Raw genomic sequence first — 17540 nt, 5'->3', positions numbered from 1 at the left:
AACACGTGTGCCTGGAGCCGGATCACGCGTGCTTGAGGGCGGATGTGAGAGTTCCGCCTTCAGGCACGCGAGTTCCGGCTCCAAGCACGCGTGTTCGGTGAAGTACATGAAGGCCCCCTTCCCCTCGACTCAGTCGAGGGGAAGGGGGCCTTCACGCGCTTGGGGCACTCGGCGACAAGGGCTGTCGAAAAGTTGCAAGTTCTCATCCAGTTATTGCGTAGATCCAGGGCTTCACTTTAGAGTGACCGCAATCACGTGACAGCCGTCGCGATCCCGAGATGAGGCTTGAAGATGAGCAGCACTTGGTCCCCCACCGTGCGCCGCCGGATGTTCTGCCTGCTCCTCGCGGGTGGACTCACCCTCGGGGTGGCCGCCTGCGGTTCCGGTTCCGGCGAAGGCACCGGGGGCAAGGTCAAGATCACCGTGACCGGCCAGCCCCCGACCAGCCAGCCGTTCGAGCGCGGCGTGTTCGACGCCGACGTCAAGGAGTTCGAAGAGACCCACCCGGACATCGACATCGAGCCCCACGAAGGGTTCATGGATCCGAAGACGTTCTCCGCCAAGCTCGCCGGCGGGCAACTCGAAGACGTCTACTACGTCTACTTCACCGACCCGGCGCAGATCATCGCGCGCCGCCAGGCCGCCGACATCACCGAAGCGGCCAAGGGCCTGAAGAACTTCGGCGACATCAAACCGGAATTACTGGACAACTTCCGGGACGCCGACGGCAAGCTCTACGGCCTGCCGACGATGAACTACAGCATGGGCCTGGTCTACAGCCGCCCGCTGTTCCAGAAGGCCGGGCTGGACCCGAACAAACCGCCCCAGACCTGGGACGAGGTCCGCGAAGCCGCGAAGAAGATCGCCGCGCTGGGCAACGGCACGGTCGGGTACGCCGACTACAGCAAGAACAACCAGGGCGGCTGGCATCTGACCTCCTGGCTCTACTCGATGGGCAGCGAGGTCGCCCGCAAGGACGGCGACAAATGGGTCGCCGCGTTCGACAACGACAAGGCCAAGGCCGCCCTGAACCAGCTGCGCGCCATGCGGTGGGACGACGACACCATGGGCAGCAAGCAGCTCCTCGAAGCACAGGACGTCCAGCGCATGATGGGCGCGGGCCAGCTCGGCATGTACATGGCCGCCCCGGACAACATCCCGGTGCTGGTCAAGCAGTTCAACGGCAAGTACGAGGACTACGGCGTCGCCGGGATGCCGGGCGGGCAGGGCACGCTGCTCGGCGGCGAGGGCTACATGATCAACCCCAAGGCCTCGCCGGAGAAGATCAAGGCAGGTCTGGAATGGGTCCGCTGGAAGTACCTCAACCCGGAGCGCTTCGAGAAGCACGTCCAGCAGTACGTCGACGGCAAACAGCCGGTGGGGCTGCCCGCCGAGCCGACCCCGGACGTCTGGCAGGGCACGGTCCGCGACCAGCAGCTCGCGATTAAAGCCAAGCACGCCAACGTTCCCGCCGAGAACTATCAGTCCTATGTGGACGCCGGTTCGCGGATCAAGGGCAGTATCGAACCGCCGAACGCGCAGCAGGTCTACGCCATTCTCGACAGCGTGATGCAGGCGGTGCTCACCGATCGGAACGCGAACATCGATCAGCAGCTGTCGTCGGCCGTGTCGAAGGTCAACAGTGTCCTCGCCCAGGTCAAGTAGCGTTCTCGACTGGCCCGCGACAGCGTCGTCGCGGGCCGGTCGCCCGGTGGCTTCGGCCGCCGAACGCCGCCGGAACCGGTCGCGCCGCAAGCTCAAGGAGAATCTCACCGCGTACGGCCTGTTGTGCGCCGCGCTCGTGGTGTTCGCCCTGTTCTCCTGGTACCCGATCGTGCGCGGGGTCCTGCTGAGCTTCCAGCAGGTCGACTTCGTCAACCCGCCGACGTGGGTCGGCTTCGACAACTTCACCCGCCTGTTCGAAGACCCGCTGTTCGGCATCGCCTGGCGTAACACGCTGTTGTTCACCGTGCTCGCCCTGGTCTTCGGGTTCGTGGTGCCGTTCGTGACCGCGGTGCTGCTCAACGAACTGCGGCACGCCAAGGCGTTCTTCCGGCTCGCGGTCTACCTGCCGGTGATGCTGCCGCCGGTGGTCACCGCCCTGATGTGGAAGTGGTTCTACGACCCGGGCGCCGGCCTGTTCAACTCCGCGCTCGGCGCCGTGGGCCTGCCCGGCGGCCAGTGGCTCGACTCGAGCGACACGTCGATGTTGTCGCTGGTGTTCGTGTCGACGTGGGCGAACATGGGCAGCACCACGCTGATCTACCTCGCCGCGCTCGGCACCATCCCCGGTGAGCTCTACGAAGCCGCGGAACTGGACGGCGCCGGGCTGTGGAAACGCCTGATCCATGTCACGCTGCCGCAGACCCGGTTCGTGTTGCTGGTGCTCCTGTTGCTGCAGGTCGTCGCGACCATGCAGGTGTTCACCGAGCCGTACGTGATGACCGGCGGCGGACCGGACGACTCGACCGTCACCGTGCTCCTGCTGCTGTACCGCTACGCCTTCGTCTACAACGACTTCGGCTCGGCGAGCGCCTTGAGCCTGCTCCTGTTCGTCGCGCTCGGGGTGTTCTCCGCGTTGTACGTGCGCCTGACCCGGAAGGCGGATCAGTCATGAGGACGCTCGTCTCCCCCAGCACGCTCCGCAGTCCCGGCGGCAAGATCGGGTACGCCGTGATCTTCGGCTGCACCCTGCTCCTGTTCGTCATCGCGTTCCTGTTCCCGCTGTACTGGGCGGTGACCGGCGCGATGAAGTCACCGCAAGAACTGGCGCAGACGCCGGCGACGTTCATCCCGGACGAGTGGCATCCGGAGGCCTTCGCCGACGCATGGGACCAGCTGAGTCTCGGCAAGTACTTCCTCAACACCGTCATCGTCGCGGGCGGCGCCTGGCTGGCCCAGCTGGCGATCGACGTCCCCGCGGCGTTCGCGTTGTCGAAGCTGCGGCCGAAGTTCGGCAACGTCGTGCTCGGGCTGATGCTCGTGACGTTGATGCTGCCGGCGGCGGCGCTGCTGGTGCCCACCTACGTGACGATCACCGACCTGCCGCTGCTGAACGTCAACCTGATCAACTCGCCGGCGGCGGTCTGGCTTCCCGCCGCCGCCAACGCGTTCAACATCTACCTGCTGAAACGGTTCTTCGACCAGATCCCGGACGAGCTGATCGAGGCCGCGCGCCTCGACGGCGCGGGACCGGTGCGCACGCTGTGGCGCATCATCCTGCCGATCTCCCGGCCGATCCTGGCCGTGGTCTCGATCCTCGCGGTGGTGGCCGCGTGGAAGGACTTCATCTGGCCGCTGCTGGTGTTCCCGGACACCGAAAAGCAGACGCTGTCGGTGATGCTGCAGCGGGTGGCCATCGACATGCCGCTGAACGTGCTCGTCGCGGGCATGGTGCTGGCCAGTCTGCCGATGGTGGCGCTGTTCCTGGCGTTCCAGCGGCATATTCTCGCCGGGCTCACCGCCGGCAGCCTCAAGGGCTGAATTCTTCGCCGCATTCGGGGTATCCACGTACGACTGAGGAGGGCATTTCCGTGACCGCATTGGGGCAGTCCGCCGGATGGTGGCGAAGCGCGGCGATCTACCAGGTCTACATCCGCAGTTTCGCCGACGGGAACGGCGACGGCGTCGGCGATCTCGCCGGCGTCCGCGCGCGGCTGGACTACCTGGCCGAGCTGGGGATCGACGCGATCTGGTTCACCCCGTGGTATCCGTCGCCGATGGACGACGGCGGCTACGACGTCGCCGACTTCCGGGAGATCGACCCGCTCTTCGGCACGCTCGCCGAAGCGGAGGGCCTGATCGCCGCGGCCCACGCCAAGGGGATCCGCGTGATCATCGACATCGTGCCGAACCACTGCTCCGACGAGCACCGCTGGTTCAAGGAGGCACTCGCGGCGGAGCCGGGATCACCGGAGCGGCAACGGTTCTGGTTCCGGCCGGGTCGTGGGCCGGACGGCTCCGAGCCGCCGAACAACTGGAAGTCGCGCTTCGGCGGCTCCGCGTGGACACGGGTCCCGGACGGCGAGTGGTACCTGCACCTGTACAGCTCACGCCAGCCGGACTTCAACTGGGACAACCAGGACATCCGCGCCGATTTCGAGGACGTGCTGCGGTTCTGGTTCGACCGCGGCGTCGACGGTTTCCGCATCGACGTCGCCGACGGGCTGGTGAAGGACCCGCGGCTGCCCGACGTCGATCCCGGCGACGAGACGCCGTTCTCCGATCAGGAGGGGCTGCACGAGATCTACCGGTCGTGGCGCAAGATCGCCGACAGCTACCCCGGCGACCGGGTGATGGTCGGTGAGATGTGGCTGCCGGACATGTCGCGGGCCGCGCGGTACCTCCGCCGCGACGAGCTGCACGCGGCGTTCAACTTCGATTTCCTGGTGTGCCCGTGGGATTCCGCGCGTTTCCGGGACGTCATCGAGCGGACGCTGGCGGCACACGAGGAGGTCGGCGCGCCCGCGGCCTGGGTGCTGTCGAACCACGACGTCACCCGGCACGTCACCCGGTACGGCCGCCAAGGTGACACCGGCTTCGCGTTCGCCGACCGGCTGCACGGCACCCCGGTGGACCGAGAACTCGGGACCAGGCGGGCGCGGGCGGCCGCGTTGCTGACCATGGCGCTGCCCGGTGGTCTGTACGTCTACCAAGGAGAGGAGCTCGGGCTATGGGAGATCGAGGACATCCCGGACGCACTGCGTCAGGATCCGGTGTGGGCCCGCACTGACGGCGCCGATCCGGGCCGTGACGGCTGCCGTGTCCCGCTCCCCTGGTCCGGTGACGCGCCGCCGTTCGGTTTCGGCACCGGTGGGACGTGGCTGCCCCAGCCCGGGGAATGGCGCTCCAGTACGGCGGAGGCGCAGGCGGCCGAACCCGGGTCGATGCTCCGGCTCTACCGCGCCGGTTTGCGCTTGCGGAACGAACTTCCCGCGCTGGGCCCCGGCAATCTGGAGTGGCTGGCGCTGGGCGACGGCGTGCTCGCGTTCACCCGGGAGCCGGGCTTCACGTTCGTGCTGAACTTCTCGGACAGGCCCGTGGCGTTGCCGCCGCACCGCGAAGTGCTCATGGCCAGTGGCCCCGTCGAGGGTGAACTCCCGACGGACACGGCGGTGTGGCTGCTCACCTGATCAACGACCGGTCGTGACCCGGCTGATCCGGCCGCGCATCCGTGCGCGGCCCGCCGGGTCACGCCATCGGAGGTGCCTGTCGAGCACCTCGCGGAGCACACCGCCGAGGACGAGGCCGTGGGTGGTGGTCTCGACGCAGGGGTGGTCGCGGAGCCAGTCGAACAGCTCCGACGACCGTCCTCCCGGCAGCACGGACCGGAGTAGGTCTTCGGTGGTGTGGTCCGCTTGCGCGCACACGTACAACGCCCACCGATGTGCCTCCGTCGGCAGATCACCGGCCAGCTGCGCGTAAACCGTGTCCACCACGAAGCGCTCCGCGTCGGGCCGCGGTGACCTGCTGATCTCGGCGGCCAGCGAAAGCGCGAACGGGTTGCCCGCCGCGAAGTCCACAATGGACTTCCGGAGTGCGGGCGCGACACCGCGTGCTTCGAGTAGCGCCACGGACTCGGCCTCGCTCAACGCTTCGAGTTTCCGGATCCGGAGCCTTCCCGCCCACGCCGGATCGACCAGCAGCCTGGCGTCCGGCCCGGCCCTGCCCGCGATCACGACCGTGGCGCCGTCGGGCAGGCGGCGCAGGACGCCCGCCGGATCGTCGAGCCCGTCGAACAGCCGCACGGGCTTGCCCATGGCCGCCGCGTCATCGGCGAACGTCCGCAGCAAGGTCGATTTCCCGATGCCGGGCGGTCCGGTGAGGAACAGAACCTCGGCACCGTCGGCCGGGTCCCTCGCGAGCAGCCGCCGGAATTCCGCGCGTTCGCGCTCGCGTCCGACGAACAGCGGTGCCGGGTCACGACGCGTGGACACCGGATCGTCCTCGGCCCGAAGCACCTTCTCGTGCAACGCCCGCAGTTTCGGCCCCGGCCGAACCCCGAGTTCTTCGTCGAACAGCTCGTGGATCGAGCGGTAGAGTTCGAGCGCCTCGGCCCGGCGCCCGCCGCGATGAAGGGCGAGAAGATAGATCTCGTACAGCGGTTCCTCGAGGCGGTTCCGCTCGATCAGCACGGGTACCTCGGCCATCACCTCGTCGTGTCCCCCGAGTTCGAGGCGCAGCCGGAGCAGTTCCTGGGTCGCGGTCAGTTTCAGTCGCTCCAGGCGCGCACGTTCCTGTTCGGCCGCTTCGCCGGGGACGCCGGCCAGCGCCGTTCCGGTCCAGAGACCGAGCGCGCGTTCCAGCAGCTTCGCCGCCGTGTCCACGTTGCGCGCCTGTCGCGCACTCTCGATCAGCCCGGCGAATTCGACGGCGTCCACCTCGAAACGATCCGGGTCCAGCCGGTAACCTCCGGACCGCGAGACGATCGCCGAGCCCAAGCCCTGCAAGGAGAGCAGCCGCCGGAGTCGGGAGATGTAGGTGCGGATGACGGCCTCGCCGGTGGCAGGCGCCCGCTCGCCCCAGAGCCCGTCGATCAGCTCACCGGTCCGGACGAAACTGCCCGCGTTGGCCAGCAACAGCATCAAGACCGCCTGCTGCTGCGGCGAGCCGAGGTCGAGCCGGGTGCCACCGCTGGTGAAGCCGGGCGGGCCGAGCACGGTGAAGCGGTACCGGACTTCCTGCGGCAGGCTGGACATGAGCGGAAAGTAGGCGAGCGCGCGCGACGGCCGCGAGCGTCGGACGACGTCATCGGCGTACGTCGTCCACCCATGACGTACAGCAATGACGTCATCCGACGGGCGCCGCCGTCAGGTCGGGCTTCCTACGGTTTCGGCATGTCTGAAACCACGTACACCGCCGTCGCCACTTCGACCGCGGAAGGCCGCAACGGCGGCCGGGCGACCTCCGCCGACGGCGTGCTCGACGTCGGCCTCGCCGTCCCCAAGGCCTTCGGCGGCTCCGGCGACGGCACGAACCCCGAGCAGCTGTTCGCCGCGGGCTGGGCGTCGTGCTTCGTGGGCGCCGTCCGCCGCGTCGCGGGCGTCAAGAAGGTCAAGCTGGAGGACCTCGCCGTCGTCGCCGAAGTGACGCTGCATCACGACACCGAAGCGGGTGAGTTCCACCTGAGCGCCGCGCTGCACCTGGAGGCCACCGGCATCGACCAGGCCACCGCCGACGAGCTGGTCCAGGGCGCGCACCAGGTGTGCCCTTACTCCAAGGCGACGCGGGGGAACGTGGAAGTGACGTTGGACGCGACGGTCGCGTGAGCCCTCTGGCTCGTGAGTGGCAAGGACGGTTCTAACCGTCCTTACCACTCACGAGGGGACCTGGGCCAGCCTGAACGTGCCGTTGCCGGCGTTCTGGTGTCCGTGAAGGCCTCCTTCCCTACCTTGAGTGTAGGGAAGGAGGCCTTCACGGACCCGCGATCGACCGGCAGTCACCTCCGGCAGGTACGCAAGACACCGTTGGCTCTAACCGTCCTTGCCACTCACGAGACGTGCCCCTTCCTGTCACCGCCGCCCTTGCTCGCCCCTGCAGTACATGAAGGGGTCCTTCCCGTACTGGGAAAGGTGTGAAGGCCTCCTTCCCTACCTTCAGAGTAGGCAAGGAGGCCTTCACGGACCTGCGACCAACTGCCACCACATCCGGTAGGTACCTAAGACACCCTTGGCTCTAACCGTCCTTGCCACTCACGAGCCCCAACGCACCCTTGAGCTCCGCCCGGGACTTCACCCCAAGTTTGGGGAAGATCCGGTGCAGGTGCGTGCCGACCGTCCGGTGCGACAGGTAGAGGCGCTGCCCGATCTCCCGGTTCGTCAGGCCCTCCGCGGCCAGCTGCACGATGCTCAGCTCGTGCGGGGTCAGTTTCTCCCGCGCGTCGGGACCACGGTTGGGGCTGGACTCCCCGGCGCTCCGGAGTTCACGACGCGCGCGTTCGGCCCACGCGGTCATGCCGAGCGCGTCGAACGTCTCCCGCGCTGTGCGCAGGTGCGCCCGTGAGTCCACGGCGCGCCGCTGCCGCCGTAGCCATTCGCCGTAGGCCAGGTGCAGCCGACCGCGTTCGGCGGGCCAGCCGTCCAGCTCCGCCCGCAGTGCGGTCCCGAACAGTTCGTCGCTCGGTTCGAGCACGGCGCGGGCGAAGCGCAAGCCGACGTGCAACGCGGGCGCCGGGGTGACCAGTGCGAGCTGTTCCATCTCCGCGACGATCTCGCGCAGGGCCTCGACCTGACCCGCCCGGATCGCGACCTCGGTGAGTTCCGCGACGAAGTAGACGCGCAGCGCCAGTTGGAAGGCGGGATCGGCGGGGTCGAACAGGCGCCGCAGATCGGCGAAAGCGTCGTCGAAGCGGCCCTCGCTCGACGCGGTGATCCCTCTGGCGAGCTGCACGGTCGCCAGCACCGGACGGGCACCGGCGGCGAGCGCGGTCCGCTCGGCCTCGTCGGCAAGGGCCTTGGCCTGTTTGTGTTCACCCCGCAGCGCGGCGATCTCGGCCTGTACGGCGGTGGCGAGGCCGTACATGAACGGTTGCCCTGTCTCCTTGGCGAATTTGGCCGCTTCCGCCGCGGCCGGCACGGCCGCGGCGAGGTCGCCGAGCCGGACCCGGCTCCACGCCTGGACCGCCAGCGCTCGCGGCAGCAGGCCTAGCCTGCCCTGTGCCCGCAGCCCCGGCGCCGCGGCCGCCGAGAACCGGGCCGCCAGATCGACCGCGCCGACCTGTAGCGACGCGCTGCCGAGAAAACGGTCGACCTCGGGATCGGCACCGGTGACGGCGGCGAGTTCGCGCAGCTCGGCGAGCACCGATCCGGCCCGGTCGAACGGCGCCACGTAGGCGGCGACGGCGACCAGGCGCGGGTCCGAGTTCTCGACCGGGAGGCGGTCCGCGACGGCCAGCAGCGTTCGCCGCGTGTCTTCACCGGGTTCGGCCCAGAAACAGCGCATCGCGGCACCCCACAGGACACGCATCGCCGGATCCGGCTGTCCGTCCTCCGCGACCGATTCGGCCAGCCGCGCCAGTTCCGCGATCCGCGACAGGTCCTCGCGGACACCGTCCTCGAACCCGCTGAGCAACCAGCTCGCCGTCGCTCGTTGCCGTGGCGTGAGTTCTCCCGCGCGGACGTCCCGGACGAGCCGTTCCGCCGTCTCGCGACCGCCGGAGTCGACGGCCAGCTCGGCAGCGCGCAGCAACCTGTCCGCCCGCCGTTCCGGATCGCCGCTCACCAGCGCCGCTTGCTCCAGCGCCGCGACGGCGGCCGTCGCTCCGCCGCGGTGCCGGGCGCGATCGGCGGCGTGCTCCAGCTCCCGGGCCACGTCCTCGTCGGCGCCGGTCGCGGCGGCCGCCCGATGCCAAGCGCTGCGATCCGGCCGCCCGCGGAAGACGTCGGCGAGGCTCAGGTGCGCGCGGCGCAGTTCCTCGAACGGCACCGAAGCCGGGATCGCCGAGCGCATCAGCGGATGCCGGAACGAGACCGCCCGCGCTTCGAGGTCGATCAACCGGGCATCGGCGGCCGGTGCCAGTGCCGACGGCTCGACGTCCTCACCCAGCAACGCGCCTGCCGCCGCGAGTGTCTCGGCGAGCGAGCCGGTCTCGTTGAGCGCGGCGACCAGCGAAGTCGTCCGGGCCGGTTCCGGCAGCGCGGTGAACCGGTCCCCGAACGTCCGCTCGAGCCGTTCGGTCAGCGGCAGCACGGGCCCGGGCGCCTCGGTCACGGCCGACGGCAACTCGGTCAGGGCCAGCGGATTCCCGGCGGCTTCGGCGAGCACCCTGGACCGGACCGGCGAGGAGAGTCCGGGAGCGACGGAGTCGAGCAACTCGGCCGCCACGTCGCCGGGAAGGCGCTCCAGGTCCATTGAGGACAGTCCCGCGTCGCGCAGCGGCGACGGCTCCCCGTCCCGGACGGTCGCGATCAGCACGATCGGCTCCGTCTCGATCCGCCTGGCGACGAACGCGAGCGCGTCGGCGCTCTCGCGGTCCATCCAGTGGACGTCCTCGGCGACGATCAGCAACGGCTTGGCCGCCGCTTCGTCCGAAAGCAGCGTCAACGCGGCGAGCCCGACCAGGTACGCGTTGGGCTCGCCCGCTTCGGCGAGCCCCAGCGCCGCCCAGAGCGCGGAACGCTGCGGCGCGGGCAGGGTGTCGGCACCGGCCCGGACCGGATGGAGCAGCTGGTGCAGGGCGGCGTACGCGTAGTTCCGTTCGGCCTCGACGCCGGTCGTGCGCAACACCCGCAGGCCCCCGACCGTCGCGGCGGCCACCGCCTCCGCCACGACGGCGGACTTGCCGATGCCCGGTTCGCCCTGGACGAGGACACCACCGCAACCCGCGGCGGGCCCGTCGACGAGCTCGGCCAGGTCCTTCAGCTCGGCTTCCCGTCCGAAAAGCGGCATGGTGCGGCATTCCTCCCCTCGGCCGTGGGCGGCCGCCCGTCCGACGATACATAAACGGTCCGGTTAGGACTCCCCGGCGGCGTCCACAGGATGTAGACGGCGTGTCGACACGATCGGCCTAGCTTCGGGAAGGTGATGAGACGCAAGAAGTTGTTCCTGGCGGTGGCGCCGCTGGCCGCCCTGCTGCCGCTCGTGCTGACCTCGGTCACGCAGACGGCGCCCGCCGAAGCGGCGGCGACGTCGTGCTCGGCGGTCCCCGTCTCGGCGCCCGAGGACACGCGAATCGAGTCGGTCCAGGCTGAGCAGAAGCCTGGCGGGACCGTCACGTTCCCGCCCACCCCGTTCTCGGCTCCGTCCGCGATCGCGGACGTGCCCGCGTACTGCGAAATCACCGTCACCCTGACCCACGGCAAGGCGGGTGACCATGTCAAGGTCGCCGTCGCACTGCCGCGGACCGGGTGGACGGGCAGGCTCCAGGCGGTCGGCGGCAGCGCCTACACCGCCGGTGACTTCGGTGCCCCGCTGATCCAGGCCGTCAAGGACGGCTACAGCGGCGTGACGACCGACGCCGGCGTTCCACTGACGTTCCTCGACACCTCATGGGCACTCACTCCCCAGGGCGAGATCGACAAGCCCCTGGTGACGAACTTCGCGACCCGTTCCGTGCACGAAGCGGCCCTCATCGGCAAGGACGTGACGCAGAAGTTCTACCAGCGGGAAGTCGGCTACTCGTACTGGAACGGATGCTCGACAGGAGGCCGTCAGGGTTACTCCGAAGCGCAGCGGTACCCGGGAGACTTCGACGGCGTCCTGGCGAACGCTCCCGCCGTGCACTGGGCGGAGTTCGCGGTCGCGACCCTCTGGCCGCGAGTCGTGATGAACCAGGAGAAGACCTTCCCGGCGACCTGTGTCTTCACCGCCTTCCAGCAGGCGGCGATCAAGGCCTGCGACGGCCGGGACGGAGTCACCGACGGCATCGTGGACCGGCCGGACGAATGCGGCTACGACCCTCGATCGCTCGTCGGCACGGAGGTGCTCTGCGGCGACAGGGAGGTCACCGTCACCGCGGCGGACGCCGAAGTCGTCCGGAAGATCTGGGCCGGGCCGTCCGACGAGCACGGACGACGGCTCTGGGCCGGCCTTCCCAAAGGCGCCGACTTCGGCCCGGTGACGACCGCTCCCGGCTTCCCGGTGGCCACGGGCTGGGTGCGGACGTTCCTGAAGAAGCAGCCCGGATTCGACACGGAGACGCTCACCTATCGCCAGTTCGCCGACCTGTTCCGCCAGTCGGTGCGGGAGTACGACGACATCATCGGGACCTCGGACCCCGATCTGTCGGCGTTCCGCCGGGCGGGCGGCAAGCTGATCACCTTCGTCGGCACCGACGACCAGCTGATCCCGCCGGGCGGCACGCTGCAGTACCGCCGCGAGGTCGAGCGTGAGATGGGCGGCCCGAAGCGGGTCAACGACTTCTACCGGCTGTTCCTCGCGCCGGGTGTCGCGCACTGCTCCGGTGGCGCGGGTGCCGCGCCGACGAACGCGCTGGGCGCGCTCGTCGACTGGGTCGAACACGGCAAGGTGCCGTCGACCCTGCCCGCGGCGAACGGCGACAAGACCGTCACCCGTGATCTCTGCCCGTATCCGCAGGTCTCGCGATACCGCGGCCACGGTGATCCCGCGGTGGCCACGAGCTACCGCTGCACCCGCCACTGAGGCCCCGCACACCAGTGCCCGTCGTGCCGTCGCCCCCTCCGGCACGACGGGCACTTCCCCACACTGTGAGAAGTTCCGCCGTCCCCTTTGCCCTACCCCTCAAAAGTACGGTATGGACGACAGTGGACATTGCGGCGAAGCGCCTCAAACGTCGGTGCCGCCTTTCCGCCGGCAGCGGCTGAACCGTTGCACCGCAACGGAATCGCCACGCGGATCAGCACGGATCACCGCCATATCACCCCGCGTTCCAGCCGGGCGATATGACCCAAATGGTATGTACCAGTTGCGTGATCCGCCTCGTACGGTCGGGGACGAATCCCTCCCCCGCCCGTTTCGAGGAAAGCGTTGAAATGAACAGAAAGATCTTAGCCGCCACAGCCGCGGCCATAGCCGGGGCAGGCCTGGTCACCGCCATCGCCCTCACCCCCAACGCGAGCGCCGGTCAGCAGGCCGCCTCCGGTGACCAGTCCCAGTCCGAAATGCTGGCCGCGATGGCCCGCGACCTCAAGATCAGCCCGGAACAGGCCAAGCTCCGGCTCGCGAGCGAACAGCGCGCCGCGGTCGCCGACAACACGCTGAAGAAGCAGCTCGGCACGTCATACGCCGGATCGTGGCTCGACGGCTCCGGGACCACGCTGACCGTGGCGGTCACCGACGCCGCCGTGGGCGACCTCGTCCGTGCCGCGGGCGCCACCCCGAAGACGGTCGCCCGCAGTGCCGCCGATCTCGACGCGGCGAAGCTGCGGCTCGACGCCAAGTCCGCCAAGGCACCGAAGACCGTGCCGGGCTGGTTCACCGACGTCACCACCAACTCGATCGTCGTCCTCGCCAACGCCGGTGGCGAATCCGCCGCGAAGTCGTGGGCTGCCGAGGCCGGTGTGCCGTCCGACCTGGTCCGGGTCGAGGCCAGCACCGAACAGCCGCGTGCGCTGATCGACATCATCGGCGGCAACGCCTACACCTTCGGCTCGGGCCGCTGCTCCATCGGTTTCGCGGTCGACGGCGGCTTCGTGACCGCCGGGCACTGCGGCACCACCGGCACCCGCACCTCGAACCCCAGCGGAACCGTCGCCGGCTCCAGCTTCCCCGGCAACGACTACGCCTGGGTCCGCGCCGACGCGGGCAACACCCCGCGCCCGCTGGTGAACCGCTACCCCGGCACCGTGCCGGTCGCCGGTTCGACCGAGGCCCCGGTCAACTCGTCGGTGTGCCGCTCCGGCTCCACCACCGGCTGGCGCTGCGGCACCATCCTGCAGAAGAACACCTCGGTCACCTACCCCGAGGGCACCATCACCGGCCTGACCCGGACCAACGCCTGCGCCGAGCCCGGTGACTCCGGCGGTTCGTGGATCACCGGCGACCAGGCGCAGGGCGTCACCTCCGGTGGCTCCGGCAACTGCACCTCCGGCGGCACCATCTACTTCCAGCCGATTTCGGAGATCCTGAGCGTCTACAACCTGCGTCTGACTGTCAGCGGCAACCCGCCGTCCAGCACCACCACGACGCCGACCACGCCCACCACCCCGACCAGCCCGACGACGTCGAACCCGCCGGGCGGCACCTGGGCGCCGTACACGTACTACGGCTCCGGCGCGACCGCCAGCTACGGCGGCAGCAACTACCGGGTCATCCAGCCGCACACCTCCATGCCCGGCTGGGAACCGCCGAACGTGCCCGCGCTTTGGGAACTCGCCTGACCTGGACCGCCCCCGGCGACCTCACCTCGCCGGGGGCGGCTCCTCCCCCTGACGACGGCGCGCTGACGGCGGATCTCGAATCCCTCGTCCCCCGCGCCCGCCGCGGCGACCCCGCGGCGACGAACGAGCTGATGAACATCGTCCAGCCGGTGGTCGCGGACTACTGCCGGAGCCGGATGGACGGAACCAACGCGCGGGAGATCGCCGCGGACGACGTCGCGCAGGAGACCTGTCTCGCCGTGCTCAGCGGCCTGCCCACCGCGCGGACCACCGGCGGGTCTTTCCTCACCGCCGTCCTGGGAATCGCGGCAAGGAAGGTCGCCGCCGCATTCCGGCGGCGAGCCCGGGACAAGTCGGAACCCACGCCCGATCCGCCCGAACGCGCGACGCCCGAACCCAACGAACCCGAGTGGCAGGCGCTGGCCGCCGACGGCCACGACCGGTTGACGCGGCTGATGAGCACCCTGCCCGGTATCCAGCAGGAGATCCTCCGGCTGCGGATCACGGTCGGCATGACGGCGCCCGAGGCGGGCGCGGTCCTGCGGGTGAGCCCCGGCCTGGTCCGGGTCGCCCAGCATCGCGCCCTGCACAAACTCCGCACGATCATCAGCGAGGACGACCTGTGATCAGCCCCCTGATCGGTCCCGGGGACGGCCACACCTGGCCGGCGGAGATCGATGTCCGGCATCTGCGCCTCCTCGACGCCATCGCGTCGGCGGGCAGCATCGCGAAGGCCGCGACCGCACTCGGGCTCTCCCAGCCCGCGTTGAGCACGCAGCTCCACCGAGTCGAACGGGCATTGGAACGGACGGTGTTCGAACGCGACCGGCACGGCGTGCGGCCCACCGCGCTGGGCGAGGTGCTCCTGAACCACGCGCGCCGGGTACTGGCCGCGGCGGACGACCTCGAACTGGCGATCCGCCGGTTCCACAGCGCGCCTTCCGAGGGACTGCTCCGGATCGGCGCGCTTCCGACCGTCTTCGCCGAGACGCTGAGCGGTGTGGTCGCCGCGGCGGCTCGTGGCCGTCCCGTCGAACTGCTGGCCGTGACCAGCCGGACGGCGTTGTTCTCGGCGCTGGCCGACGGCACGGTCGAATTGGCGCTGTACAAGGATCACCCCGGGCAGGAGATCGTTCCGCCCGACGGCGTCCACATGCTTCCTGTCGGCACGGAGCCGGTCTTCGTGGTCGTGTCCCCGGACCATCCCGCCGCCGGACTCGGCGAGGTGTCCCTGGCCGAGCTCGACGGCTCGGTCTGGCTGATGCCGTCGGACGAGGACGACGAGTTCCACGCTCACCTGACCGACCAGTGCGCCCGCGCCGGTCTCGGCGAGATCACCGTGCGGAAGCTGGATCCGATGGCGTTGCGGCAGAGCGTCCGGCACGAACCTCGCGCGGTGGCGCCCGCCCGCTCCCTCGATTCCGGTTCCACGATCCCGGGCCCGGTGGTGGCGCTGCGGGGTGTGCCGCTGAGGACGCGGCATCTCCTGCTGTGGCGGGACGGCTCGTCCATCGACGTGCCCACTGTCCGAAGCGGACTGGTGGACGCGATCACCGAGCCCGCCGCGATCCGGCATCGGCTTCCCGAGTGGGCGGCCGCCAACCCCGGCTGGCTCGGCACCTGACCGGATTCAGCGCTGGATGCAGTCGAGACCGAGGCCGAAGGCCGTGAGCACGTACTGACAGATATGCGTCGCGTGCGCTTCGTCGGTCTCGAGGCAGCCCACCGGCACGCCCAGCAGATCGACCGCGCACGACGCGTAGAACTGCTTCGGGCTGCCGGGCACCGGGTCCGCCATGGCGGGCGAGGCGGTGACGGCGCCCAAGAACGTGACCGCGGCCGCCAGCGCGGCGATTCGAGTCTTCATCGTGTTCTCCCTTCCGTCGATGCCCCCGGGTTCCCCGGATCCAGTCGGTTCACGTGGTGATCACCGGAACGTGTCACGGTGACGTACACCGATGACGTCGTCCGACGGGCGCCGCGGCCCCTTCGGCCGTCTTAGCGTGAATTCATGCCCGTACTGGGAAAGACCGTCCTCGCCGCCGCCGTCCTGCTCACCGCCGCGTGCGGTGCCCCCTCGCCCGCTCCGCCGGTGACCGCTCCCCCCGCCGCGGCCGCCGGCTGGTCGCCGGCTCCCGTGGTGCCGTTGCCTTCCCAGCCGCCGCCGTCGCTGGTCGTGGACGCGCCGTTGCCAGAGCAGCTCGCGATGGGCCTGGTCGTGCTGCGGTACCGGGCGGAGAACCTCCGGATCGTCCCGGTGTACGGCCCCGCCGCACTGGACGTCTCACCCCGGATCGGCCATATCCACGTGACCGTCGACGACGCGGCGTGGCACTGGGCCGACGGCAGCGGCGAACCGCTGATCATCCAGTCGCTGCCCGCGGGACCGCACAAGGTGTGGATCGGTCTCGCCGACCCGACGCACAAGATCCTCGACCAGAAGACCGTGGACTTCGTCGTTCCCGCCCACACCGGACACCACTGAGGAGACGCTTTCATGACACTGGATCAGTACTACCTGCTCGGCCGCTCCGGACTGCGTGTCAGCCGGATCGCGCTCGGAACGATGAACTTCGGTACCGGCGGTTTCCACGCCGCGTACGGGAAATCCGAGGACGACGTCCGTCCGATCTTCCGCAAGTACCTGGAGGCGGGCGGGAACTTCATCGACACCGCGGACTTCTACACCGCGGGTGAGAGCGAGACCATCCTCGGCCGCCTCATCGCCGAGGCGAAGGTGCGCGACAGGGTCGTGCTCACCACCAAGTACACCAACAGCGTCGACCCCGGCGACCCGAACGCGGGCGGCAACGGGCGCAAGCACCTGATCAGGGCGCTGGAAGCGTCGTTGCGGCGGCTGGGCACCGACCACGTAGATCTCTTCCTGCTGCACACCTGGGACCGCGTCACTCCGGCGGAAGAGGTGATGCGCACGTTCGACGACCTGGTGCGCGCGGGAAAGATCCGCTACGCCGGGCTCTCCGACGTACCCGCCTGGTACGCCGCCCGGGCGCAGAGCTTCGCCGAGGCGAACGCGCTCACCCCGGCCGTCAATCTCCAGCTGCCCTACTCGCTCGTGGAACGGACGATCGAGACCGAGCACGTGCCGATGGGACAGCATCTCGGGCTCGGCATCACCGCGTGGAGCCCGCTGGCCGGCGGGTTCCTCACCGGCAAGTACCGCCAGACCGGCGAGACCACGAGCGGTGACGGCAGGCTGAGCGATCCGGGGAACGCCGGGAAGTCGTGGACGGACCGCGACTGGGCACTGCTGAAACCGCTGGAGAAGGTCGCTGACGAACTCGGCGTCACGATGGCCCAGGTCGCGATCAACTGGGTCGCGACCCAGCCGGGCGTCGCGGCCGCGATCGTCGGGGCGAGCAGCGCCGATCAGCTGGGCAAGAGCATGGCCGCACTGGACTTCACGCTTCCGCCGGACCTGCGGGCGCTCCTCGACGAGGCCAGTGCCGTCCCGCCGGAGTCGGTGTACCGGATGTTCACGCCCGCGTATCAGAACTGGGTGATCAGCCCCGGGGTGAAGGTCGGGGACAAGCCGGCGGGGTACGCGCCCGCGGTGCGGAACTGGTGAGCTGACCATCGGCGTGCCCACGGTCTGTCGCCGTTTCGCGGCGACGGGCCGTGGGTCACCCGGAGCGTCGCCGATTCGCGGCAACGACCCACGCTCGCCATGCCTGCCAGAGACACGCGGTATAGGCCGTTATACGGCTCCTATCCGCGAGATCG

At 69.6% G+C, this 17540-nt stretch carries 14 protein-coding genes; 11 read left to right on the top strand and 3 right to left on the bottom strand.

The window, feature by feature from the left end; genetic code table 11:
- The first annotated feature begins 291 nt into the window (after positions 1-291).
- The 4 genes from AC069H_RS40550 to AC069H_RS40535 are packed head-to-tail and all read left to right on the top strand — an operon-like array spanning position 292 to position 5132.
- On the top strand, positions 292-1665 hold the full coding sequence (locus AC069H_RS40550; RefSeq protein WP_478235865.1) for an ABC transporter substrate-binding protein: 1374 nt from the start codon (positions 292-294) through the stop codon (positions 1663-1665).
- Complete coding sequence (locus AC069H_RS40545) at positions 1643-2617, top strand: carbohydrate ABC transporter permease (protein ID WP_478229885.1); 975 nt, start codon at positions 1643-1645, stop codon at positions 2615-2617. The genes AC069H_RS40550 and AC069H_RS40545 overlap by 23 nt, the downstream gene beginning before the upstream one ends.
- Positions 2614-3483: a carbohydrate ABC transporter permease gene (locus tag AC069H_RS40540; protein ID WP_478235864.1), complete on the top strand. Its 870-nt coding sequence runs from the start codon at positions 2614-2616 to the stop codon at positions 3481-3483. The genes AC069H_RS40545 and AC069H_RS40540 overlap by 4 nt, the downstream gene beginning before the upstream one ends.
- Before the next feature lie 50 nt (positions 3484-3533).
- Complete coding sequence (locus AC069H_RS40535) at positions 3534-5132, top strand: glycoside hydrolase family 13 protein (RefSeq protein WP_478235863.1); 1599 nt, start codon at positions 3534-3536, stop codon at positions 5130-5132.
- On the opposite strand, the gene AC069H_RS40530 is transcribed toward AC069H_RS40535, so the two are convergent.
- Positions 5133-6698 (bottom strand): BTAD domain-containing putative transcriptional regulator, encoded by a 1566-nt coding sequence (locus AC069H_RS40530; protein ID WP_478235862.1) that lies wholly within the window; start codon positions 6696-6698, stop codon positions 5133-5135.
- A gap of 138 nt (positions 6699-6836) precedes the next feature.
- Between AC069H_RS40530 and AC069H_RS40525 the strand changes: the two genes are divergently transcribed.
- Positions 6837-7268, top strand: coding sequence for an organic hydroperoxide resistance protein (locus tag AC069H_RS40525; protein ID WP_478235861.1), 432 nt, complete (start codon positions 6837-6839; stop codon positions 7266-7268).
- Positions 7269-7674: 406 nt separating this feature from the next.
- Here AC069H_RS40525 and AC069H_RS40520 read toward each other — a convergent pair whose 3' ends face one another.
- Positions 7675-10386, bottom strand: a complete 2712-nt coding sequence (locus AC069H_RS40520) for a helix-turn-helix transcriptional regulator (protein ID WP_478235860.1) — start codon at positions 10384-10386, stop codon at positions 7675-7677.
- 135 nt (positions 10387-10521) lie between these two features.
- On the opposite strand from AC069H_RS40520, the gene AC069H_RS40515 reads away from it, so the two are divergent.
- The 4 genes from AC069H_RS40515 to AC069H_RS40500 all read left to right on the top strand — a co-directional run bounded on the left by AC069H_RS40515 (position 10522) and on the right by AC069H_RS40500 (position 15420).
- A complete protein-coding gene (locus tag AC069H_RS40515) occupies positions 10522-12099 on the top strand; it encodes a tannase/feruloyl esterase family alpha/beta hydrolase (RefSeq protein ID WP_478235859.1) in 1578 nt (525 codons plus the stop codon).
- Between the two features lie 350 nt (positions 12100-12449).
- A complete protein-coding gene (locus AC069H_RS40510; RefSeq protein ID WP_478229892.1) occupies positions 12450-13796 on the top strand; it encodes an alpha-lytic protease prodomain-containing protein in 1347 nt (448 codons plus the stop codon).
- Positions 13781-14422, top strand: coding sequence for a sigma-70 family RNA polymerase sigma factor (locus AC069H_RS40505; protein WP_478235858.1), 642 nt, complete (start codon positions 13781-13783; stop codon positions 14420-14422). Before AC069H_RS40510 ends, AC069H_RS40505 begins: the two co-directional genes overlap by 16 nt.
- The gene (locus AC069H_RS40500; RefSeq protein ID WP_478235857.1) at positions 14419-15420 is read left to right on the top strand and encodes a LysR family transcriptional regulator; all 1002 of its coding nucleotides are present in this window, start codon (positions 14419-14421) and stop codon (positions 15418-15420) included. Before AC069H_RS40505 ends, AC069H_RS40500 begins: the two co-directional genes overlap by 4 nt.
- A gap of 6 nt (positions 15421-15426) precedes the next feature.
- On the opposite strand, the gene AC069H_RS40495 is transcribed toward AC069H_RS40500, so the two are convergent.
- Complete coding sequence (locus AC069H_RS40495) at positions 15427-15663, bottom strand: hypothetical protein (protein ID WP_478235856.1); 237 nt, start codon at positions 15661-15663, stop codon at positions 15427-15429.
- Positions 15664-15807: 144 nt separating this feature from the next.
- On the opposite strand from AC069H_RS40495, the gene AC069H_RS40490 reads away from it, so the two are divergent.
- Both AC069H_RS40490 and AC069H_RS40485 read left to right on the top strand, forming a co-directional pair.
- The gene (locus AC069H_RS40490) at positions 15808-16281 is read left to right on the top strand and encodes a DUF6130 family protein (protein ID WP_478235855.1); all 474 of its coding nucleotides are present in this window, start codon (positions 15808-15810) and stop codon (positions 16279-16281) included.
- 12 nt (positions 16282-16293) lie between these two features.
- Entirely contained in the window at positions 16294-17385 is a 1092-nt protein-coding gene (locus AC069H_RS40485) for an aldo/keto reductase (RefSeq protein WP_478229896.1), read from the top strand.
- Positions 17386-17540 lie beyond the last annotated feature (155 nt).

It is taken from the genome of Amycolatopsis sp. NPDC043887 (genome assembly GCF_056435665.1).
This window is presented reverse-complemented; position numbering and strand designations above follow the sequence as displayed.